The sequence below is a fragment of the Hyphomonas jannaschiana VP2 genome (assembly GCF_000685215.1).
Taxonomy (GTDB): Bacteria; Pseudomonadota; Alphaproteobacteria; order Caulobacterales; family Hyphomonadaceae; genus Hyphomonas; species Hyphomonas jannaschiana.
In genome coordinates this window covers 44,122-59,909 of record NZ_ARYJ01000008.1, presented here as the reverse complement: position 1 = coordinate 59,909, position 15,788 = coordinate 44,122, and the positions used below count along the sequence as shown (strand labels likewise).

Below are 15,788 nucleotides of genomic sequence, written 5' to 3'. Positions count from 1 at the left end.
CTCTGCCGGAGCTTTCCCATGAAACCGCTGTTTGCCGCCGCTGCCATTGCTCTTCTGCCGCTTGCGGGGTGTACCACGCAGGACAGCGCGCCGATCTCGGCCATCAATGTGCAAAGCGAAGCCGAAACTGCCGCGATCACCGCGCTGCTGGATGCGCAGGATGCGGCGTGGAACCGCGGCGATATTGACGGCTTCATGAAGGGCTACTGGCAGTCACCTGAGCTGCGGTTCGCCTCAGGCGGCAAGGTCACGCGCGGCTGGGACGAGACCAATGCCCGCTATCACGCCACGTATGGCGGCCCGGAGACGATGGGCACGCTGCTGACAGATGAATATGAGATCGTACTGCTGGGGCCTGATGCAGCCGTCGCGCACGGCCGGTGGAAGCTGGAAGGCCGCGAAGGCACACCATGGGGGCTCTATACGCTGGTGCTCCGCAAGATGGGCGGCGAGTGGAAGATCGTCTCGGATACGACCACCTCGGCCGACTGAGGCCATCGGCCTGCCATGAAATGACCTCAGGCCTCCGGCTTGGCAGGCCAGCGCTTTGACGGCAAAAAGCGGGCATTGGCCCTGTGCGGCCACAGGATCAGGGGACCGGCATGAAGCGAGCGACACTCGACCAGGAGACGGCGAACTTCGCCCTGGAACGCTCGATTGAGCGGCCCTGGTTCCGCAGTTTCATCACCGGACTCATCATCTTCAATGCAGTGATCCTGGGCATCCTGACCTACCGGCACTCGCTGCCCGGCGGCCTGGTTGTCGCGCTTGAGATGATCGACCATGGGATCACCTATATTTTCGCAGTGGAGATCCTGCTGAAACTGGTGGTCTACCGGCTCCAGTTCTTCCGGGTCGGCTGGAACTGGTTCGACTTTATCGTCGTCGGCATTTCACTGATCCCCGGCGGCGGCGCGTTCAGTGTGCTGCGGGCCCTGAGGGTGCTGCGGGTATTGCGTCTGCTGCACGTCGTTCCGGTCATGCGCCGGATTACCGAGGCCCTTCTGAAGGCCCTGCCGGGCATGGGCGCGATCGTCGCCGTGCTGGCGCTGGTGACCTATGTCGCAGCGGTGATGGCGACCAATATGTTCGGCAATACCGAGACCGAGGAAGTGCGCCAGCTGTTCGGCGACTTGCCGAGCTCTGCGCTGTCGCTGTTCCAGGTCATGACCATGGATGGCTGGCGGTTTGAGGTCATGCAGAAAGTCATCGATGACGGACACCCGATGGCGTGGGTATTCTTCCTGATTTTCATCTTCGTGGCGAGTTTTGCCATTCTCAACCTGTTCATCGCCCTGGTCGTGGATTCGCTGGCGGCCGAGCAGAAAACACTTCTGGAAGAAGGCCTTGAGGACCTGGAGGAAGAGTTCGAGGAGGAGCGGGAAGAAGCCGACGATGCCCGTCACGAGATCCTGGCAGCTCTGAAGCAGTTGCAACAGGAAATGGCCGAGCTTAAAGTCGCCGTGGCGGTCCGCGACAGGCCACCGGAGGCCTGACTCATTAAGCCCGCTTCACAGAACTGTCAGCAACGCGGCCTCCCAAGTTCTGAAAATCCTGCTATAAGGCGCCAACGATGAGCCTGTGGACGCGACTTCTTGAAGGCGGCAGACGCCTTTTTGATCCCGACATCACGCATGACGACGAGCCCCGCGAGCCGGGGGAGGTTCCGTGCGCGCCGGACCCGAACGATGTGGGCTTTACCGCTGCGGTTGTGGGCCTTGGGGCGAAGCTCGCCAAGGCGGACGGGACCGTCTCCGACAAGGAAATCATGGTCTTCTCCCGCGTCTTCCGGGCGCCGCCGGAAGAGGCTGACAATGTGCGCCGGGTGTTCAATCTCGCCCGCCAGACGGTGCGCGGATACGAGGGCTATGCCCGCCGCATCGGGCGGCGCTACCATGACCGGCCCTGCCTGCTGGAAGGTGTGATGGATGGCCTGTTCCAGATCGCGGGTGCTGATGGCGTCATTACACAGGACGAGCTGACCTATCTGCAGAATGTGTCGGAAGCCTTCGGCTTCAGCGAGGCAACTTTCCGCCGGATCAAGGCCGCGCATATGGGGCCGGACCGGAACGATCCCTATCACGTGCTGGGCGTGGCGCATGATGCCGAGTTCGGTGTCATCCGCGCTGCCTATCGCCGGCTGATGGCGGATCATCATCCGGACCGTGTCATCCAGATGGGCGCGCCGCGGGAATTCGAGGATGCCGCGCACGCGAAAGCCGCTGCGATTACAGCCGCTTATGCCCAGATCCGGACAGAGCGCGGCCTGCTGATCCGGCAGGATTCCTGAGCAGACCGTAAGTTTCTGTCAGGTGCCGTATGCGCCGCGTTGACGGGCGGCCATGATGCCGCCATGTTGATCGGGCAAAGGAATTGCCATGACCCAGACAGCCCCGCATCCCGCCGGATTTGACTTCGCCGCCGCCCTTCGCGCCGGTCTTGCCCTGTTTCTTCAGGTGATGATCGGGATGATGCTGGTGCTGACCGCAGGCATCGTGGCCGTGATGACCGCCATCGCAGGTGTGCTGATCGGGACGGCTGCGCTGGTGATGCGGTTTGCGGGCGGGCGCCGCGCGCGCCGCCGGACCGAAGACACCGGCCAGGAAGCCATGACGCTGGAAGCCCGCCGGACACCGCGTGGCTGGACGGTTGAATAAGTCCGCTTCCGGACCATGAACAACACCGTATAAACACCATGAATACACCATATATGCGGCCCGTTTCTGACGGGCCGTTTGCTTTTGTTCACATGTCACTTGACGCGAATGCACTACAACTGTAGTGAGTCAGTGACCGTGATAGTGAACGAGGCACAGGTGAAGCCATGTCCCAGCCTAATTCTTCCGAACTCATCGTTCTGAAACATCTGTGGTCCGCCGGGCCGCAGAGTGCGCGCGAAGTGCATCAGGCCGTCGGCCCGGCGCAGGGGTGGAAGCCTTCCACCACGCGCACCGTGATTGCCCGGATGGAAGAGAAGGGGTGGGTCACGCGGAAGGACGTGCACGGCATGGCCGTCTTCTCCGCCGTGCTGGACCGGACCGCGACGCTGGGCGGCCTTGTCCGCCATCTGGCCAGACAAGTCCTCGACATGGACGGGCCGATCCCGGCGGCGCTGTTTGCCGAGAGCCCGCATCTGTCCGATGCCGAGCTGGACGAGCTCGACGCCATCATCAATGCCGCCGAGGATGAGACCAAAGGGGGCAAGTCATGAGCCCGCTCGGTCTGGTCCTTCTCGTTCTCGGCTGGAGCGCGGCCGTCTGGGCCGGTACCAGCCTGATCTGCCGGAAACAGCCCTCGCCGAAAGTGGCGCAGGCGATCTGGCGCGGCGCGGCACTTGCGTTGCTGGCGCCCTTTGCTGCGGCGCTGTTTGTGCCGGGCTTCTCCGTAGAGGTCGACGTTCCGCTGGGCGAGCTGCCTTTGCTGGAGCCGGTCATGATCACCCCGCAGGACGGCGTTGCCATGCCTGCGCCCGCCGCCGGGATTGAATTGCCAGACATTGGCACACTGATTATCTGGACTATCTGTGCAGGCTGGGCCGTGCGCTTCCTGCTGTGGGGGATCAGTCAGGTGCGTCTGCAGCGGCTGAAGGCGCGTGCCATGCGCACACATCGGCCGATCGGCCACTGGGCGGAAGCGGTCGGCCTTTCCCGCACGCCGCGCGTCTTTGTCATTCCGCGCGGCGCCCCCTTCCTGGCGGGCGTCCTGAAACGCGCCATCTATGTGCCCGCTGCCCTGATCCGCGGGGGAGGGGCGAGCGAAGTGATCGTCCACGAACTGGTTCACCTGAAACGCGGAGACCTGATTGCACGACCTCTGGAGCGGATTGTGGCGGACTTTTTCTGGTTCTCTCCCTTTGCCTGGTGGATTCGCGGCCAGCTCGATTTCTGGCGCGAAGCGGTCGTCGATGAAGAGACCGTCGAATTGACGGGCGACCGGATCGCCTATGCCCGGACCCTGACGTCTGCTGCGCGAGCTTCGCGCGATGAGGCGGTGCTGCCTGTGGCGGCATTCATCCTCCGGAAGAAAGGAACCCTGAAGATGCGTCTCAACGAATTGCTGACAGAGAAACCCCGCCCGCGCCGCATGGGCCTTGTGCTCGCCGCCGCCCTGATGTGTGCCGCCCCGCTGGCGCTCGCGCAGGGCATGCTGATCAAGGGCGCCGCCGCCGGGCCGGGTATGACCGTGACCTACAGCCACGCCGTACTGGACAAGGCCCGTCTGACGAGTGCGTTCGGCATGCGCAAGCACCCGACAACGGGAGAAATGAAGTTGCACAGCGGTATCGACCTTGCTGCGCCGGAGGGGACGCCTGTCTATGCGCCTACGGATGGTGTGGTCACCGTGGCGGAGATGACAAAGGGCTACGGAAACCTCGTCCAGCTGATGGCCGGCGGCGAAACGGTGCTGCGGTTCGGACAGTTGTCCTCTATGGACGTGAAAGCGGGCGACGTTGTGAAGCCCGGTGATGTGATCGGCAAAGTCGGTCAGTCCGGTATTGCTACGGGCCCGCACCTGCACTTCGAAACAGTTCGAAATGGGGATTATTTCGATCCGCAGGCAGAAGAGGGTCTGGTTCTGGCGGATGATCTGACCATTCTTGCCACTTCGGGTGCCAAAGCGCCTGTGCCGCCCGCCCCGCCGGAAGCGCCGCCTATATCAGGGCCCGCTGCTGCACCACTGGCTCCTGAGGCTCCGCTCGCGCCGGAACCTGCCTCGCTGGAAAAGACCGCAGACTTTATCAAAGAAGCCGAAGCTGCACAGGCCGCCTGCAAGAAACTCGATGCCTGGTTCAGACAGCCGGAAGAGACTGAAGACTGGGCGCGGCGCAAGGCAGAGGCCGAAGAGGAAAACAAACAGGCCGGACTTCTGATGGATGCTTCATGGGTGCCGGAAACGACGTCCTACCCGATGCCTGTCTATCCCGCGGAGGCGGCGTCAGCGGGCAAGATCGGCGCCTGTCTCGTGATGTTCGATCTGGGTGTGGACGGCAAGCCGAAGAATACGCTGGCGACTTGCTCCGATCCCGTATTCGCAAGCTCTGCTGCGGCCCTGCCGGGCGCGGCGTTCAAGCCCGTGACCGGACCGGATGGCCAACCGGTGGAAGTCAAAGGCGTGACCTATCCGCTCTCCTACTGCATGAGCTGACAGTGAGCGGATGGTTTCCGGGCGGGTCACACACCTGCCCGGAAACCGCGTCATCCCGGTGCCTCTGCTGGCGCATGGACAATTGTTTCAATGTAACATAATGTTCTGGTTGAGCTGGGAGCAACCAGAACATGAAGCATCTTGTCGCCATCATCACAGTGCTGGGCATGGCCCTGTCCGCTGGGGCGGACACACCGGAGATGCCCGCATGCACAGAGGGGCAGGCCGTGTCGTTCGAAGACCTCGCCGCCTCGCACAAGGCAATCCTTTTCGGCAATTATCATGGCACCCGGGAAATGCCGGCTGCGTTTGCAGATGCGGTGGCGCAGGCGGCAGCAGGGGAGCGGCGCGTGCTGGTCGCGCTGGAATATCCGCCCGAATGGCAGGCCGATCTCGATGCGGTGATGGGGGCGCCAGACGAGCTGGCCGCGCTCGACGCCTTTTCGATGCACCATACGAAGGACGGGCGCACCTCCGATGCGATGCGGAACATGCTGTTGCAATTGAGGGCGCTGAAGCTGGCGGGGGCGGATATTCATGTCGTCGCCGCTGATAGCCGCCGCTACAGGACCGATGCTGACAAAGCGGCTGTTGCGGCGCTGGACCTTCCGGAAAGTGTCGACCGCACGCTCAGTGTTTGGGATCTCGATCTGGCCTTGCATACGAAAGCGGCTTGCGAGGCGGTCGATTGTGATCTCATCCTGATGTTTGCGGGTAATTTCCACACAGGCCTGGCAACGCGGCCAAGCCAGGTCATCGATCCGCTGACCGGCGAGGCCACATCATACCGGGCTGCGACGGCGGGGGTCGTGCTCAAGAAATTCACGCCGGTGGCATCGGTGATGCTGGTGCACCGGGGCGGTCTGGCCCACAACCGGGTGGCGGGCAGACTCGCGATCCGCGAAGAGCTGCCGACGGCACCGGATTTTGTGGAAGAAGACGGCATTTACTACTGTACCGGACCAGACAGCATCACCCACATGTTCAGTGTGGGACTTGTTGGTCCGTCTGAAGATACACTCGCCCCGGCATTCGAAGACCGGTAAGGGGGTTAGCGGTCGAAGAGTTTCGAGACGCTTTCCTCGTTCGCAATGCGGCGGATGGCTTCGCCCAGCAGGGGGGCAATCGGCAGGATACGGATGGATTTTGACTTTTTCGCTTCGTCTGACGGGGCGATCGTGTCGGTCATGACCAGTTCGTCGAGCACCGATTTCTCAATCCGCTCCACCGCTTTGCCAGACAGGACGCCGTGGCTGACATAGGCCGAGACCGATTTTGCGCCCTGATCTTTCAGGGCTGCAGCCGCGTTCGCCAGCGTGCCGCCTGAGTCACACATGTCGTCCAGCATGATGCAGCGCTTGCCGCTGACATCACCGATAATGTTCATGACTTCCGACTTGCCGGCTTCCGGGCGGCGCTTGTCGACAATGGCGAGGTCGGCATCGTCGAGCCGCTTGGCGAGGGAGCGCGCGCGTACCACGCCGCCGACGTCCGGCGAGACGACCACGATCTTGTCCTTGCCATAGCGTTCCTTGATGTCGTCGATCATCACCGGGCTGCCGAACAGGTTATCGGTCGGGATGTCGAAGAAGCCCTGGATCTGGCCGGCGTGGAGATCGACGGTCAGGACGCGGTCGGCGCCGGCAGTCGAGATCAGGTTGGCGACCAGCTTGGCCGAGATTGGCGTGCGGCCGTCGGTTTTGCGGTCCTGACGGGCATAGCCGAAATAGGGGATGACAGCCGTGATGCGGCGGGCAGAGGCGCGGCGCAGCGCGTCCATCATGATCAGCAGCTGCATCAGATTGTCATTGGCGGGGTGCGAGGTCGACTGGATGACGAAGACGTCCTCACCGCGGACATTCTCGTCGATACGAACGAAGATTTCCTGGTCGGCGAAGGATTTCACCTCCGACCGGGTCAGTCTCATGTCCAGATAGTCGGCAATGGCTTCAGCGAGCGGGCGGTTTGCGTTGCAAGCGAGAAGTTTCATGTCGGCTCTGACCCTGTTGCCCCTGATGGCGACGCTTTTGTAACAGGGAGCGGCGAGTCGCAACCGGACTCTGGCATTGAATCCGTTTTTTTACGGCGCCAGCACAATGACTGAGGCATTTCGGCCATAGTCCGGTTCGCCCCGGTGATTGCGGCGGCGATTGGAGAAATAGCCGTCCTCCAGCGCGCAGGTATCGAGGCCGAGATCGGCGACATGGCCAATATCCATGGCGGTCAGGCTGGCCTGGCAATAGGCTGGCAGGTCGAAATGGAAGCGGTCGCCCTTGCCTGGCACGAAGAGGTATTCGCTGGCCGGGGAGGCGTCGAGGAAGATGTCGCGGAATTCCGGGCCGACTTCATAGCTCGCCTGGCCGATGGTCGGCCCGATGGCAGCGTGGATGTGCCCCGGCCGGGCGCCGAGTTCGGTCATCGAGGCGACGGTCGCCTCAAGAACACCGCCGAGCGCGCCTTTCCAGCCCGCATGCGCCGCGCCGATCACGCCCGCTTCGGCATCGGCGAACAGGACCGGCGTGCAGTCGGCCGTCAGAATGCACAGGGCGAGGCCCGGCAAAGTGGTCACCATGGCATCGGCCTGCGGGCGGTCTGTGTCCCAGGCCTCGGTGACGTGGACGACGTCTGCCGAATGGATCTGATGGCAGGAGAGCAGGGCGTCCGCCCCCATGGCCTGGCGGATGATGTCCCGGTTCTTCGCCACGGCGGCCGCATCGTCATTCGAGCCCGGCCCGGCATTGAGGCTGGCATAGAGCCCGGTCGACACACCGCCCTTGCGGCCGAAGAAACCGTGGCGGATGCCTTTCAGGCCGGACAGCCCGGGGGCGGTTTCGAAAGGGGGCGGAGCCGTATCGGTCATGCCATCAGGCGTGCTGTGCCCCGCCCGCCCTGTCAAGTTTCGGGACGTGTCGTTTATTGCCCGCTTATTGGTGGTAGGCGCTCTCGCCATGTGTGGCGGAATCGAGCCCGGCTTCCTCATCTTCCGGCGAAACGCGGAGCGGTATGACGGTGCGGATGGCGTAGAGCAGGCCAGCCGTGACCGCTGCCGAAAGGAGCGCCACCACGGTAACCCCCAGCAGCTGGACCCCGAACTGGACGAAGACCGGCTTTGACAGACCGGGCGCCAGCGGACCGAACGCAGCCAGGAAGGGCAGGGCGAGGCTGCCCAGAATGCCGCCAACACCATGCACGGCGAACACGTCGAGACTGTCGTCGATCTGCAGTTTCTGGCGGATCAGCACGACGGCGCCATAGCAGACAAAGGCGCTGGCTGCCCCGATGACGATGGCCCCGGCCGGTCCGACCGATCCCGCCGCCGGGGTGATCGTGGCAAGGCCCGCCACCATGCCGGTCGCGATGCCGACCAGCGTCGGTTTGCGGAAGCTGACCCATTCGATGCCCATCCAGACAAGCGATGCCGTGGCGGCGGATGTATGCGTCACCAGCATGGCGCGGGCGGCGTCTCCATTGGCGCCTAGGGCGGAGCCGGCATTGAAGCCGAACCAGCCGACCCACAGCATGGCTGCGCCCAGCATGACGAAGCCGGGGCTGTGCGGGGGATGCATGTCTTTCGGGAAATGGGCCCGCTTGCCGATGATCAGGGCAAAGACGAGTGCCGAGACGCCCGCTGTCGTGTGGACCACGATGCCGCCGGCGAAGTCGATCACGCCCATGCCGGCGAGCCAGCCGCCGCCCCAGACCCAGTGCGCGGCAGGCGCGTAGCAGAGCAGCAGCCACAGCGCACAGAAGACCAGCATGGCGCCGAAATTCACCCGTTCCACAAAAGCGCCCACGATCAGCGCCGGGGTGATGATCGCAAAGGTCATCTGGAACATCATGAAGAGCGGCTCAGGGATGGACTGGCCGTCCAGCGGTGCGGCGGTGACACCTGCGGCAAAGGATTTCGCGAAACCGCCAATGATGCCGCCTTCGCCCGGCCCGAAGGCGAGGGAATAGCCGCAGATGAGCCAGACGAGGCTCATCAACGCGGCGATCGCCATGCATTGCATCAACACCGAGAGCAGGTTCTTGGCCTGGACCAGGCCGCCATAGAACAGGGCGAGGCCCGGCAGGGTCATGAACAGGACGAGCGCCGTCGCGGTCAGGATCCAGGCCGTGTCACCCGAACTGGTCACACTGTCGGCAAAGGCTGGCACGGAAAATACCGCGCACAGCAGCGAGAGCACGCCGAAGCGCGCCGCAATTGATTTGAACCCCAATGTCAGCTCCCTCACTTAGTTCACGCGCGTGAACTTGCCCTCCACTCGCGTCTATTGGTTTTCTGACAAAACAGGATGCGGGTCTGCCTGCCCGCCAAGCAATTTGGGTTAACCCCTCGCGAACAGCGTCAATATTGCCCAAAAACTGGGCGCACAGGCACCGGTAATGTACAAATATCGAGCACTTCTGGCGGCGTATTCACAAAGGCACTGATCGAAGAATAATCGCGTTTGCTGTCTTTCAAGGCGTCCCAGTCGGGGCTTGGCGTCTTCATGACCTCAAAAGCCGGGCGGGTGTCCGCGGGCATATCGGCAGCAACATGGGCGGCGATGATCCTGTTCGGAGCCAGTTTGTCGTCGCGGGCTTCCGCAGCTTCAGCGGCCAGCTGCTTGTTTTCGCCAAACAGAACCTCTGTCTCCTCCGGCGTGGCAGGTGCCACCCGGGCGAGGCGGTTCACCGTGTCCATGCCGGAAATTACGCGGCCGACGACCGTATAATTCCGGTCGAGATAGCGGCGCGGCAGGAGAGGAATGTAGATTTCGGTGACGGCCGTGTCCGGCCCTTCATCACGCGCCATGCCGATGGCGCCGGGGCAGTTCAGCAGCCATTCTGTTCCCTGCGACCGGCCAGCAGGCATGCCCATGCGGTGGCCAACTTCCGGGGCGAAGAGGTCGGCGCTGCCAAGCGGGTCGAAGCCCGCCTCGCTGGTTTCGCGTTCGGCTTCCAGCGGCAGGCGTGGCCTGTCCTTCAGGCGTTCGTCGAACTCCCGGCCGGCCTGTGCCACATGCGTTTCGACCACGCGGTAGAAATATTCGCCGTCGAAATAGCCGGTCCGCACCGCTTCGCGCAGCGCGGCCGTGTTGGCAGGCGCAGCTTCCGGGAACAACTCCATATAGATGACGCCGTTCTGGCCGAGATCGAACAGGAGCAGATTCTCCGGATCGACCGGGCGCCAGGCACTGTCTTCCTCTGCGGGCGCGGGCTCCGGAACGGTTTCCGCGGGCGCGTTCTGGCAGGCAGCGATCAGGGCGAAGACGGGGATCAGGCGTTTCAGCATGGGCCGAGTGTTGGCGGGGAAGGGGCCCGGAGGCAAGCGAATATGAAGGGACGGAATAGTTGCTGCGCAGGCTATGCCAGGTAGGATCACCCCCATGCTTCGCACAGAGATTTCCCGCCCGCCACTCCCTGCCATCCCGATTGAGGGCGGCTGTCATTGCGGCGCGGTGCGCTACCGGATCACGGCCCGGCCGAAGGCGGTGAACGCCTGCCATTGCGACGACTGCAAGCGCCTGTCGGGGGCGACGTTCGGGGTCTATCTGCATGTGCCAAAGGACGCGCTGGCGGTGACTTCCGGCACGTTCGACGTTTTCCGGCGGACAGGCGGCAGCGGGCACACGATCCCGATTGAGCGCTGCCGGGCGTGCGGCACACGGATGTGGCACCTGCCGGAAGCCGCACCGGACCTCGTGATCCTCTGCGCCGGTACGCTGGACGACGCGTCCTGGGCCGTCCCGACGTCTCACATCTTCACCGAAGAAGCCGCCCGGGACGCCGTCGCGGCGAATGACGCCCTCGTCATCGAAGCCTTCAACTCCACCCGGCAGGCGCTCTGGGCGCATTTCGATCAGATCTACTCGACCTGATCGGTGTAGGCGCCTTGTTCGAAGGCTTCAGCGAGTTTGAATCGCTGGATCTTGCCGGAGCCGGTGAGGGGCCAGTCGTCGACCCAGATCCAGTAGGCAGGCGTCTTTTGCGGTGAGAGACGCTCACGGATGAACTGCTTCAGTTCCGCATCCGTCGGGTGCGGCTTTGAATTGCCGCGCATGAAGCAGGCGACCTGTTCGCCCCATTTCTCGTCCGGGATGCCGACAATGGCAATTTCTGAAATGGCTTCGTGTTCCAGCAGGGCGTTTTCGATTTCGGCCGGGAAGAGGTTCTCCCCGCCGCGGATGATCATCTCCTTCACCCGGCCGGTGATCTTCACATAGCCGCGTGCGTCCATCCGGCCGAGATCGCCGGTGTGCAGCCATTTCTCTTCATCGATGGTGGCGGCCGTAGCCTCCGGATTGTCATTGTAGCCGAGCATGACGGAATAGGCGCGGGCACAGATTTCGCCTTGTTCATCCACCGGCACGACGCTGTTGGTGATCGGGTCGCGGATCGAGATTTCCGTATACGGCACAGGCTGGCCGATGGTTTGCGTCAGGTCCGTCTCGTCGTCCTCATACCAGGCCTGGGTCAGGGCAGGGGAGGTTTCCGTCTGGCCGTAGATGATCTGGATCGGCGCGCCGAAGACTTTGCGGGCCTTGCGGCAAAGCTCAGGCGGCACCATCGACCCGCCCGACATGATGCGGCGGGTCGACGAGACATCGCGCCCGCTCTTCTCCACTTCCTCGATCAGGGCGACCAGCATGGTCGGGACGCCGAGGATGAATTTGGTGCGCTCGCGTTCCATCACTTTCACGACCATGGCCGGATCGAACATCGGCGCCAGCAGCAGGGTCGCCCCGACGCCGAGGCCGCCCAGTACGAGAATGGCGCAGCCCGTCGTGTGGAACAGGGGCATATGGTGCACGAAGACATCGCCCTGGTTCACGCCGGCGCGCTTCATGGCTTCGATGCCATTCAGGACGAGGCCATTGTGGTGGAGCAGGGCGCCCTTGGGAAAGCCGGTCGTGCCGGACGTGTACTGGATCTGCGTCGGGTCGAGCGGGTGCGGCGTGCGAAGTTCACCCTTGTTTTCGCCATCGAACAGCGCGGTGTGATCGGTCAGGAGGATCCTGTGGCGGATCGCCGGGATCTCGTTGCACACTTCATCTGCGATCTTCTGCATCGGATTGCCCCGGAAATCGGCGACATAATAAATTGCTTCGGAGCGGGACTGTTCGAGTACGTATTTCAGTTCGCGCTTCTGATAGGCGGGGTTCACCGTAACCAGCGTGACCCCAGCGAGACCACAAGCCAGTTCCAGCAGGACCCATTCGGGCACGTTGTTGGCATAGGCCGCCACGCGGGCGCCTTCCTCGTGGCGGCTGGCGAGCGCGCGGGCGAGGCGTTCGGCATCGAAGAGAAGGTCCTTGTAGGACCAGGTGCGCAGGACGGCGCCGTCATAGTCCAGCGCTTTCAGGGCGGGCTGGTCCGGATGGCGGGCCGTGGAGGCGCGCAGCATGTCGCCGATTGTCCGGGGGGCCGGTTCCGGGCCTCCATGGGCTGGAAAATAGGATTCCGTCAGCGAAACCTGGTACATGCGTGCCTCCCAACACTTATTCTGTATGGGAGACTACAGGCAAAATTTCAGGGCCGCTATGGGGCTAAACCGGCGCAGGCACGGCAGATTCGCCTAGTAGGCGTAATGCCCGCGGCGGCGCAGGTATCCGGCCATGCGGGAGCGCTTGTCGTCCAGATCGTCCTCGATGATCGACGGGATCAGGAAGAAGTCCAGGAACCACCAGACAAAGCCCACAAGGATGAAATAGGACAGGATCTGCAGAATGGCGCTGATCGGCTTGCCCAGATAGAACCGGTGGGCCGACACGAAGCCGAGAAAGAACCAGAGCAGATAGGCCGCACCCGCGCTTTTGCGCTCATTGGCAACGCGTTGCTCGATCAGGATCATGTCATCGGTTGAAAGGCTCATGGCCCGGGGTCTCCTTCTTATCGAATAACAATATATGTTATCCTCCGCGGGATTCCAAGGGCAGCGCGTAATGGACGCCTGAATTTTTTCGCAGGATCACGAAAACCCTTGGCAGGCCGGACTTCCCGGCGCTTTCTGAGAAGCTGGGACAACATCGGGTTTCAGGGGAGACGAAATAATGAGGATTCAAAAGAGCATTGGTGTCGCGATCCTTTGTGCAGGGCTTTTCATGGCGGCGGCCTGCACCACTGTGGCTGAGCCGGAAACGGCCGAGGCACAGGTACCCAAGGCCTATCTGATTGCCGAAATCGAGGTGGTGAACCCGGAGCCCTACAAAGAATATGTGGCGGCGGCCGGGCCGATCGTGGCGGCGTATGGCGGCAAGTATCTCGTACGCGGCGGCGCAACCGAAGCGCTGGAGGGCGCTCCACCGGCTGGCCGCATGGTTGTCGTGGAGTTTCCGAGCATGGCGGAAGCAAAGCGCTTCTATGACTCGCCGGAATATACAGACGTCCGGCAGGGGCGCATCGAGAACGCGATTTCCCGCTTCATCCTGGTGGAAGGCCCGGCCCCCTGATGCAGCATCTTCCTTTCGGTTCGGTGTCCTGCTAAGCGCCGCGGATGTATCAGATCTCGGCAAGAGGCGCGCGGGCGCCGGTGGAAGCAGCATGGGATGCCCTGGCCTGGGCAGACCCGTCGCCTGCGGGCGCAGTGGACTGCAAGGAAGATGGACGGGGCGTCTGGCGCCTCGATGCTTTCGCGGAGACTCAGGAAGAGGCGGACGCGTGCGTCGCCATCATCTCCGAGACGAGTCCGGAGCTGAATGCGCGGGTGGAAGAAGTGATCGAGCGCGACTGGGTGACGATGTCACTCGAAGGTCTGCCGCCGGTCTCGGCTGGTCCGTTCTTCGTCGCCGGTAGTCATGCCATAGCACGGCATGCTCCGGGTAAGATCGCAGTGCTGATCGAGGCTGGTCCGGCTTTCGGCACAGGCCATCATGGCACGACGCTTGGCTGCCTGCTGGCGCTGGACGATGTGCGCCGCCGCCGCGCCATCGGGAAAGTGCTGGATCTCGGCACCGGCTCCGGCGTGCTGGCGATCGCCGCCCTGAAGGCCGGGGCGACCATGGCGCTCGGCACCGATATTGACTTCGACAGCGTGACCGTGGCGAACGAAAACGCAAAGAAAAACAATGTCACCGGCTTCACGGCGATGCATGTCACCGGCGCGCGGCATCCGCGCATCCGGCAGGCGGCGCCCTACGATACGGTGTTTGCGAACATCCTGATGAAACCGCTGATCGGTCTTGCACCGGAAATTGCGCGCCTCACGGCGCCCGGTGGCACGATCATCCTGTCAGGCCTGCTGCACCATCAGGCTGGGCAGGTGCGCCAGGCCTTCGAAGGCCACGGCATCCTGTTCGATCGCCGCATCCGCCAGGATGGCTGGTCAACCCTCGTCATGCGCCAGCAGGGCTGAAGCGGGACCGGGGAAGACCGCCTCCAGATTTTCGGGCAGGGCCAGCTCCCATTGGTCCTGCATGTGGCCTGCCGGGTACCAGTGCGTCTCGACGTGGTATCCGGCGGCTGACAGGTTTTCCGCACTGAACTTTGCACTGCGAAGGAAGCGGGGCTCATAATAACCCGCGCTGATGCGGAAAGTGGCGGCATCTTCGCTGGGCGCAGGAGGCGGCGCTTCGATCCCATCAGACCCCGGCGACATCGGCCAGGCATGCGCGAAAATGTCGGGCCGCCGGAACCCGGCATTCAGTGCAAAGCCTCCGCCGCTGGACATGCCTGCAATGACCCGCTGCTGACGGTCACGGCTCGCCCCGAATTCAGTCTCGGCCCAGGGCAGTACCGTCTCGATCACGAAGTCCAGATGTGCGTCAAACCGGGAAGGGGGATGTCCATCCAGATCGGAAGGCAGGTAGTCTATATTTCTAATGTCGCTGCCAAGGTCGCTGCGGTCTTCGACGATTCCCAGCTGGCCGCTGACAAGTCCCACAATGAGCACAGGCGAGATCTGGCCCGAATCCATAAAAGGTTCGATGATCCGGGCCCAGAAGGGGAGTTCTTCTCCGTCTGCCAGCACGAGAACAGGAAGGGGTGCTCCGGTTTCGGGAACGTTGGGCCGATACACGAAGAGGCGCCGGGTTTCGCCGAGTTGCGGGCTGTAGAGTTCGTGCCGTGAAAGTGTACCGCTGAGATCCGGCTTGGGCACCGGCGCTGGCCTTGCGTCCGGGCCACGCCATTTAAGCAAATTGTCCTCGGCAGTTCCTGGCCGGGGAGGCGCCGCGAACTGCATGAGCATGCCGGATTGCAGGTCTTTCAGGCGTAGCCGGCTGACCCAGGTTCTTTCATCGCCGAGATGGCGCCAGTTCAGATCCTGAAGGGAGCAGCATGTGAAGGGGGGCTGGCCGTCCGAAAGCTGAAACAGGGTAAGGGTCTCACCACTGGCCTCAAGCGCGATTTGTTTTCCTGCCAGCCGCGCCTTTGCTTCGGGGAGGGGCACATCATCTGTCGGAAGTGAGCAGGCGGCTCGGACCGCATCGAGGGTTTGCAGGTGGATAATATTGTCGGTGGTGCCAGTCAGCGCCGCGATGTCTGCGCAATAGGTGTTGGTGTCTACCATGTGTCGCGTGATGGTTTCCGGGGTTGTCTCACCTGAGAACTGCTCTGGCTGACCGGTCTGGCAGGCGGCGAGGCAAACAGGAATAAGTACCGCCAACGCGGTCACTTTCAGTTTCATACGTCACACCACCCTGTCCAGCTTCTCTCTTAGG

General features: G+C 62.9%; 17 protein-coding genes. 10 read left to right on the top strand and 7 right to left on the bottom strand.

The features are described from left to right. Window positions 1–18 precede the first annotated feature (18 nt). From HJA_RS12830 to HJA_RS12800, 7 genes are all read left to right on the top strand, one after another. The gene (locus HJA_RS12830; protein WP_035582928.1) at window positions 19–492 is read left to right on the top strand and encodes a YybH family protein; all 474 of its coding nucleotides are present in this window, start codon (window positions 19–21) and stop codon (window positions 490–492) included. A gap of 110 nt (window positions 493–602) precedes the next feature. Beyond that, window positions 603–1,496 carry an ion transporter gene (locus HJA_RS12825; RefSeq protein ID WP_051597668.1) on the top strand — a complete coding sequence of 298 codons (894 nt, stop codon included), beginning with the start codon at window positions 603–605 and terminating at the stop codon, window positions 1,494–1,496. A 77-nt stretch (window positions 1,497–1,573) separates the two neighbouring features. Continuing rightward, window positions 1,574–2,290 (top strand): molecular chaperone DjiA, encoded by a 717-nt coding sequence (locus HJA_RS12820; protein WP_035582926.1) that lies wholly within the window; start codon window positions 1,574–1,576, stop codon window positions 2,288–2,290. 88 nt (window positions 2,291–2,378) lie between these two features. Further along, entirely contained in the window at window positions 2,379–2,657 is a 279-nt protein-coding gene (locus tag HJA_RS12815) for a hypothetical protein (RefSeq protein WP_035582924.1), read from the top strand. A gap of 167 nt (window positions 2,658–2,824) precedes the next feature. Continuing rightward, entirely contained in the window at window positions 2,825–3,211 is a 387-nt protein-coding gene (locus tag HJA_RS12810; RefSeq protein WP_035582922.1) for a BlaI/MecI/CopY family transcriptional regulator, read from the top strand. Next, a complete protein-coding gene (locus HJA_RS18115; RefSeq protein ID WP_051597667.1) occupies window positions 3,208–5,145 on the top strand; it encodes a peptidoglycan DD-metalloendopeptidase family protein in 1,938 nt (645 codons plus the stop codon). Before HJA_RS12810 ends, HJA_RS18115 begins: the two co-directional genes overlap by 4 nt. Window positions 5,146–5,276: 131 nt before the next feature. Continuing rightward, window positions 5,277–6,191, top strand: coding sequence for a hypothetical protein (locus HJA_RS12800; RefSeq protein WP_035582920.1), 915 nt, complete (start codon window positions 5,277–5,279; stop codon window positions 6,189–6,191). Between the two features lie 5 nt (window positions 6,192–6,196). Here HJA_RS12800 and HJA_RS12795 read toward each other — a convergent pair whose 3' ends face one another. From HJA_RS12795 to HJA_RS12780, 4 genes are all read right to left on the bottom strand, one after another. Then, on the bottom strand, window positions 6,197–7,135 hold the full coding sequence (locus tag HJA_RS12795) for a ribose-phosphate pyrophosphokinase (RefSeq protein WP_035582919.1): 939 nt from the start codon (window positions 7,133–7,135) through the stop codon (window positions 6,197–6,199). Window positions 7,136–7,225: 90 nt separating this feature from the next. Continuing rightward, window positions 7,226–8,005, bottom strand: coding sequence for a peptidoglycan editing factor PgeF (gene pgeF, locus HJA_RS12790; protein WP_035582917.1), 780 nt, complete (start codon window positions 8,003–8,005; stop codon window positions 7,226–7,228). A 64-nt stretch (window positions 8,006–8,069) separates the two neighbouring features. Further along, complete coding sequence (locus HJA_RS12785) at window positions 8,070–9,371, bottom strand: ammonium transporter (RefSeq protein WP_081814704.1); 1,302 nt, start codon at window positions 9,369–9,371, stop codon at window positions 8,070–8,072. A 122-nt stretch (window positions 9,372–9,493) separates the two neighbouring features. Further along, window positions 9,494–10,423 carry a peptidylprolyl isomerase gene (locus HJA_RS12780; RefSeq protein ID WP_035582916.1) on the bottom strand — a complete coding sequence of 310 codons (930 nt, stop codon included), beginning with the start codon at window positions 10,421–10,423 and terminating at the stop codon, window positions 9,494–9,496. A 94-nt stretch (window positions 10,424–10,517) separates the two neighbouring features. Between HJA_RS12780 and HJA_RS18110 the strand changes: the two genes are divergently transcribed. Then, on the top strand, window positions 10,518–11,009 hold the full coding sequence (locus tag HJA_RS18110) for a GFA family protein (RefSeq protein ID WP_051597666.1): 492 nt from the start codon (window positions 10,518–10,520) through the stop codon (window positions 11,007–11,009). Here HJA_RS18110 and HJA_RS12770 read toward each other — a convergent pair. Together HJA_RS12770 and HJA_RS12765 are read right to left on the bottom strand one after the other, a co-directional pair. Continuing rightward, complete coding sequence (locus tag HJA_RS12770; protein WP_035582915.1) at window positions 10,997–12,613, bottom strand: class I adenylate-forming enzyme family protein; 1,617 nt, start codon at window positions 12,611–12,613, stop codon at window positions 10,997–10,999. The genes HJA_RS18110 and HJA_RS12770 overlap by 13 nt on opposite strands. A 93-nt stretch (window positions 12,614–12,706) precedes the next feature. Then, complete coding sequence (locus HJA_RS12765) at window positions 12,707–13,003, bottom strand: TM2 domain-containing protein (RefSeq protein ID WP_051597665.1); 297 nt, start codon at window positions 13,001–13,003, stop codon at window positions 12,707–12,709. A 178-nt stretch (window positions 13,004–13,181) separates the two neighbouring features. Here HJA_RS12765 and HJA_RS12760 point away from each other — a divergent pair, with 178 nt between their 5' ends. After that, the gene (locus tag HJA_RS12760) at window positions 13,182–13,580 is read left to right on the top strand and encodes a DUF1330 domain-containing protein (protein WP_206741719.1); all 399 of its coding nucleotides are present in this window, start codon (window positions 13,182–13,184) and stop codon (window positions 13,578–13,580) included. Between the two features lie 44 nt (window positions 13,581–13,624). Beyond that, window positions 13,625–14,482 carry a 50S ribosomal protein L11 methyltransferase gene (locus HJA_RS12755; protein ID WP_035582914.1) on the top strand — a complete coding sequence of 286 codons (858 nt, stop codon included), beginning with the start codon at window positions 13,625–13,627 and terminating at the stop codon, window positions 14,480–14,482. Here the strand turns inward: HJA_RS12755 and HJA_RS12750 are convergent. Beyond that, window positions 14,453–15,637 (bottom strand): alpha/beta hydrolase, encoded by a 1,185-nt coding sequence (locus HJA_RS12750; protein WP_035582913.1) that lies wholly within the window; start codon window positions 15,635–15,637, stop codon window positions 14,453–14,455. The two genes, HJA_RS12755 and HJA_RS12750, sit on opposite strands and share 30 nt — an antisense overlap. Window positions 15,638–15,788: the final 151 nt, after the last annotated feature.

Coding starts and splice junctions, on each gene's coding strand:
- HJA_RS12830 (WP_035582928.1), top strand. CDS start 19: ATGAAACCGCTGTTTGCCGCCGCTGCCATTGCTCTTCTGCCGCTTGCG.
- HJA_RS12825 (WP_051597668.1), top strand. CDS start 603: ATGAAGCGAGCGACACTCGACCAGGAGACGGCGAACTTCGCCCTGGAA.
- HJA_RS12820 (WP_035582926.1), top strand. CDS start 1,574: ATGAGCCTGTGGACGCGACTTCTTGAAGGCGGCAGACGCCTTTTTGAT.
- HJA_RS12815 (WP_035582924.1), top strand. CDS start 2,379: ATGACCCAGACAGCCCCGCATCCCGCCGGATTTGACTTCGCCGCCGCC.
- HJA_RS12810 (WP_035582922.1), top strand. CDS start 2,825: ATGTCCCAGCCTAATTCTTCCGAACTCATCGTTCTGAAACATCTGTGG.
- HJA_RS18115 (WP_051597667.1), top strand. CDS start 3,208: ATGAGCCCGCTCGGTCTGGTCCTTCTCGTTCTCGGCTGGAGCGCGGCC.
- HJA_RS12800 (WP_035582920.1), top strand. CDS start 5,277: ATGAAGCATCTTGTCGCCATCATCACAGTGCTGGGCATGGCCCTGTCC.
- HJA_RS12795 (WP_035582919.1), bottom strand. CDS start 7,135: ATGAAACTTCTCGCTTGCAACGCAAACCGCCCGCTCGCTGAAGCCATT.
- pgeF (WP_035582917.1), bottom strand. CDS start 8,005: ATGACCGATACGGCTCCGCCCCCTTTCGAAACCGCCCCCGGGCTGTCC.
- HJA_RS12780 (WP_035582916.1), bottom strand. CDS start 10,423: ATGCTGAAACGCCTGATCCCCGTCTTCGCCCTGATCGCTGCCTGCCAG.
- HJA_RS18110 (WP_051597666.1), top strand. CDS start 10,518: ATGCTTCGCACAGAGATTTCCCGCCCGCCACTCCCTGCCATCCCGATT.
- HJA_RS12770 (WP_035582915.1), bottom strand. CDS start 12,613: ATGTACCAGGTTTCGCTGACGGAATCCTATTTTCCAGCCCATGGAGGC.
- HJA_RS12765 (WP_051597665.1), bottom strand. CDS start 13,003: ATGAGCCTTTCAACCGATGACATGATCCTGATCGAGCAACGCGTTGCC.
- HJA_RS12760 (WP_206741719.1), top strand. CDS start 13,182: ATGAGGATTCAAAAGAGCATTGGTGTCGCGATCCTTTGTGCAGGGCTT.
- HJA_RS12755 (WP_035582914.1), top strand. CDS start 13,625: ATGTATCAGATCTCGGCAAGAGGCGCGCGGGCGCCGGTGGAAGCAGCA.
- HJA_RS12750 (WP_035582913.1), bottom strand. CDS start 15,637: ATGGTAGACACCAACACCTATTGCGCAGACATCGCGGCGCTGACTGGC.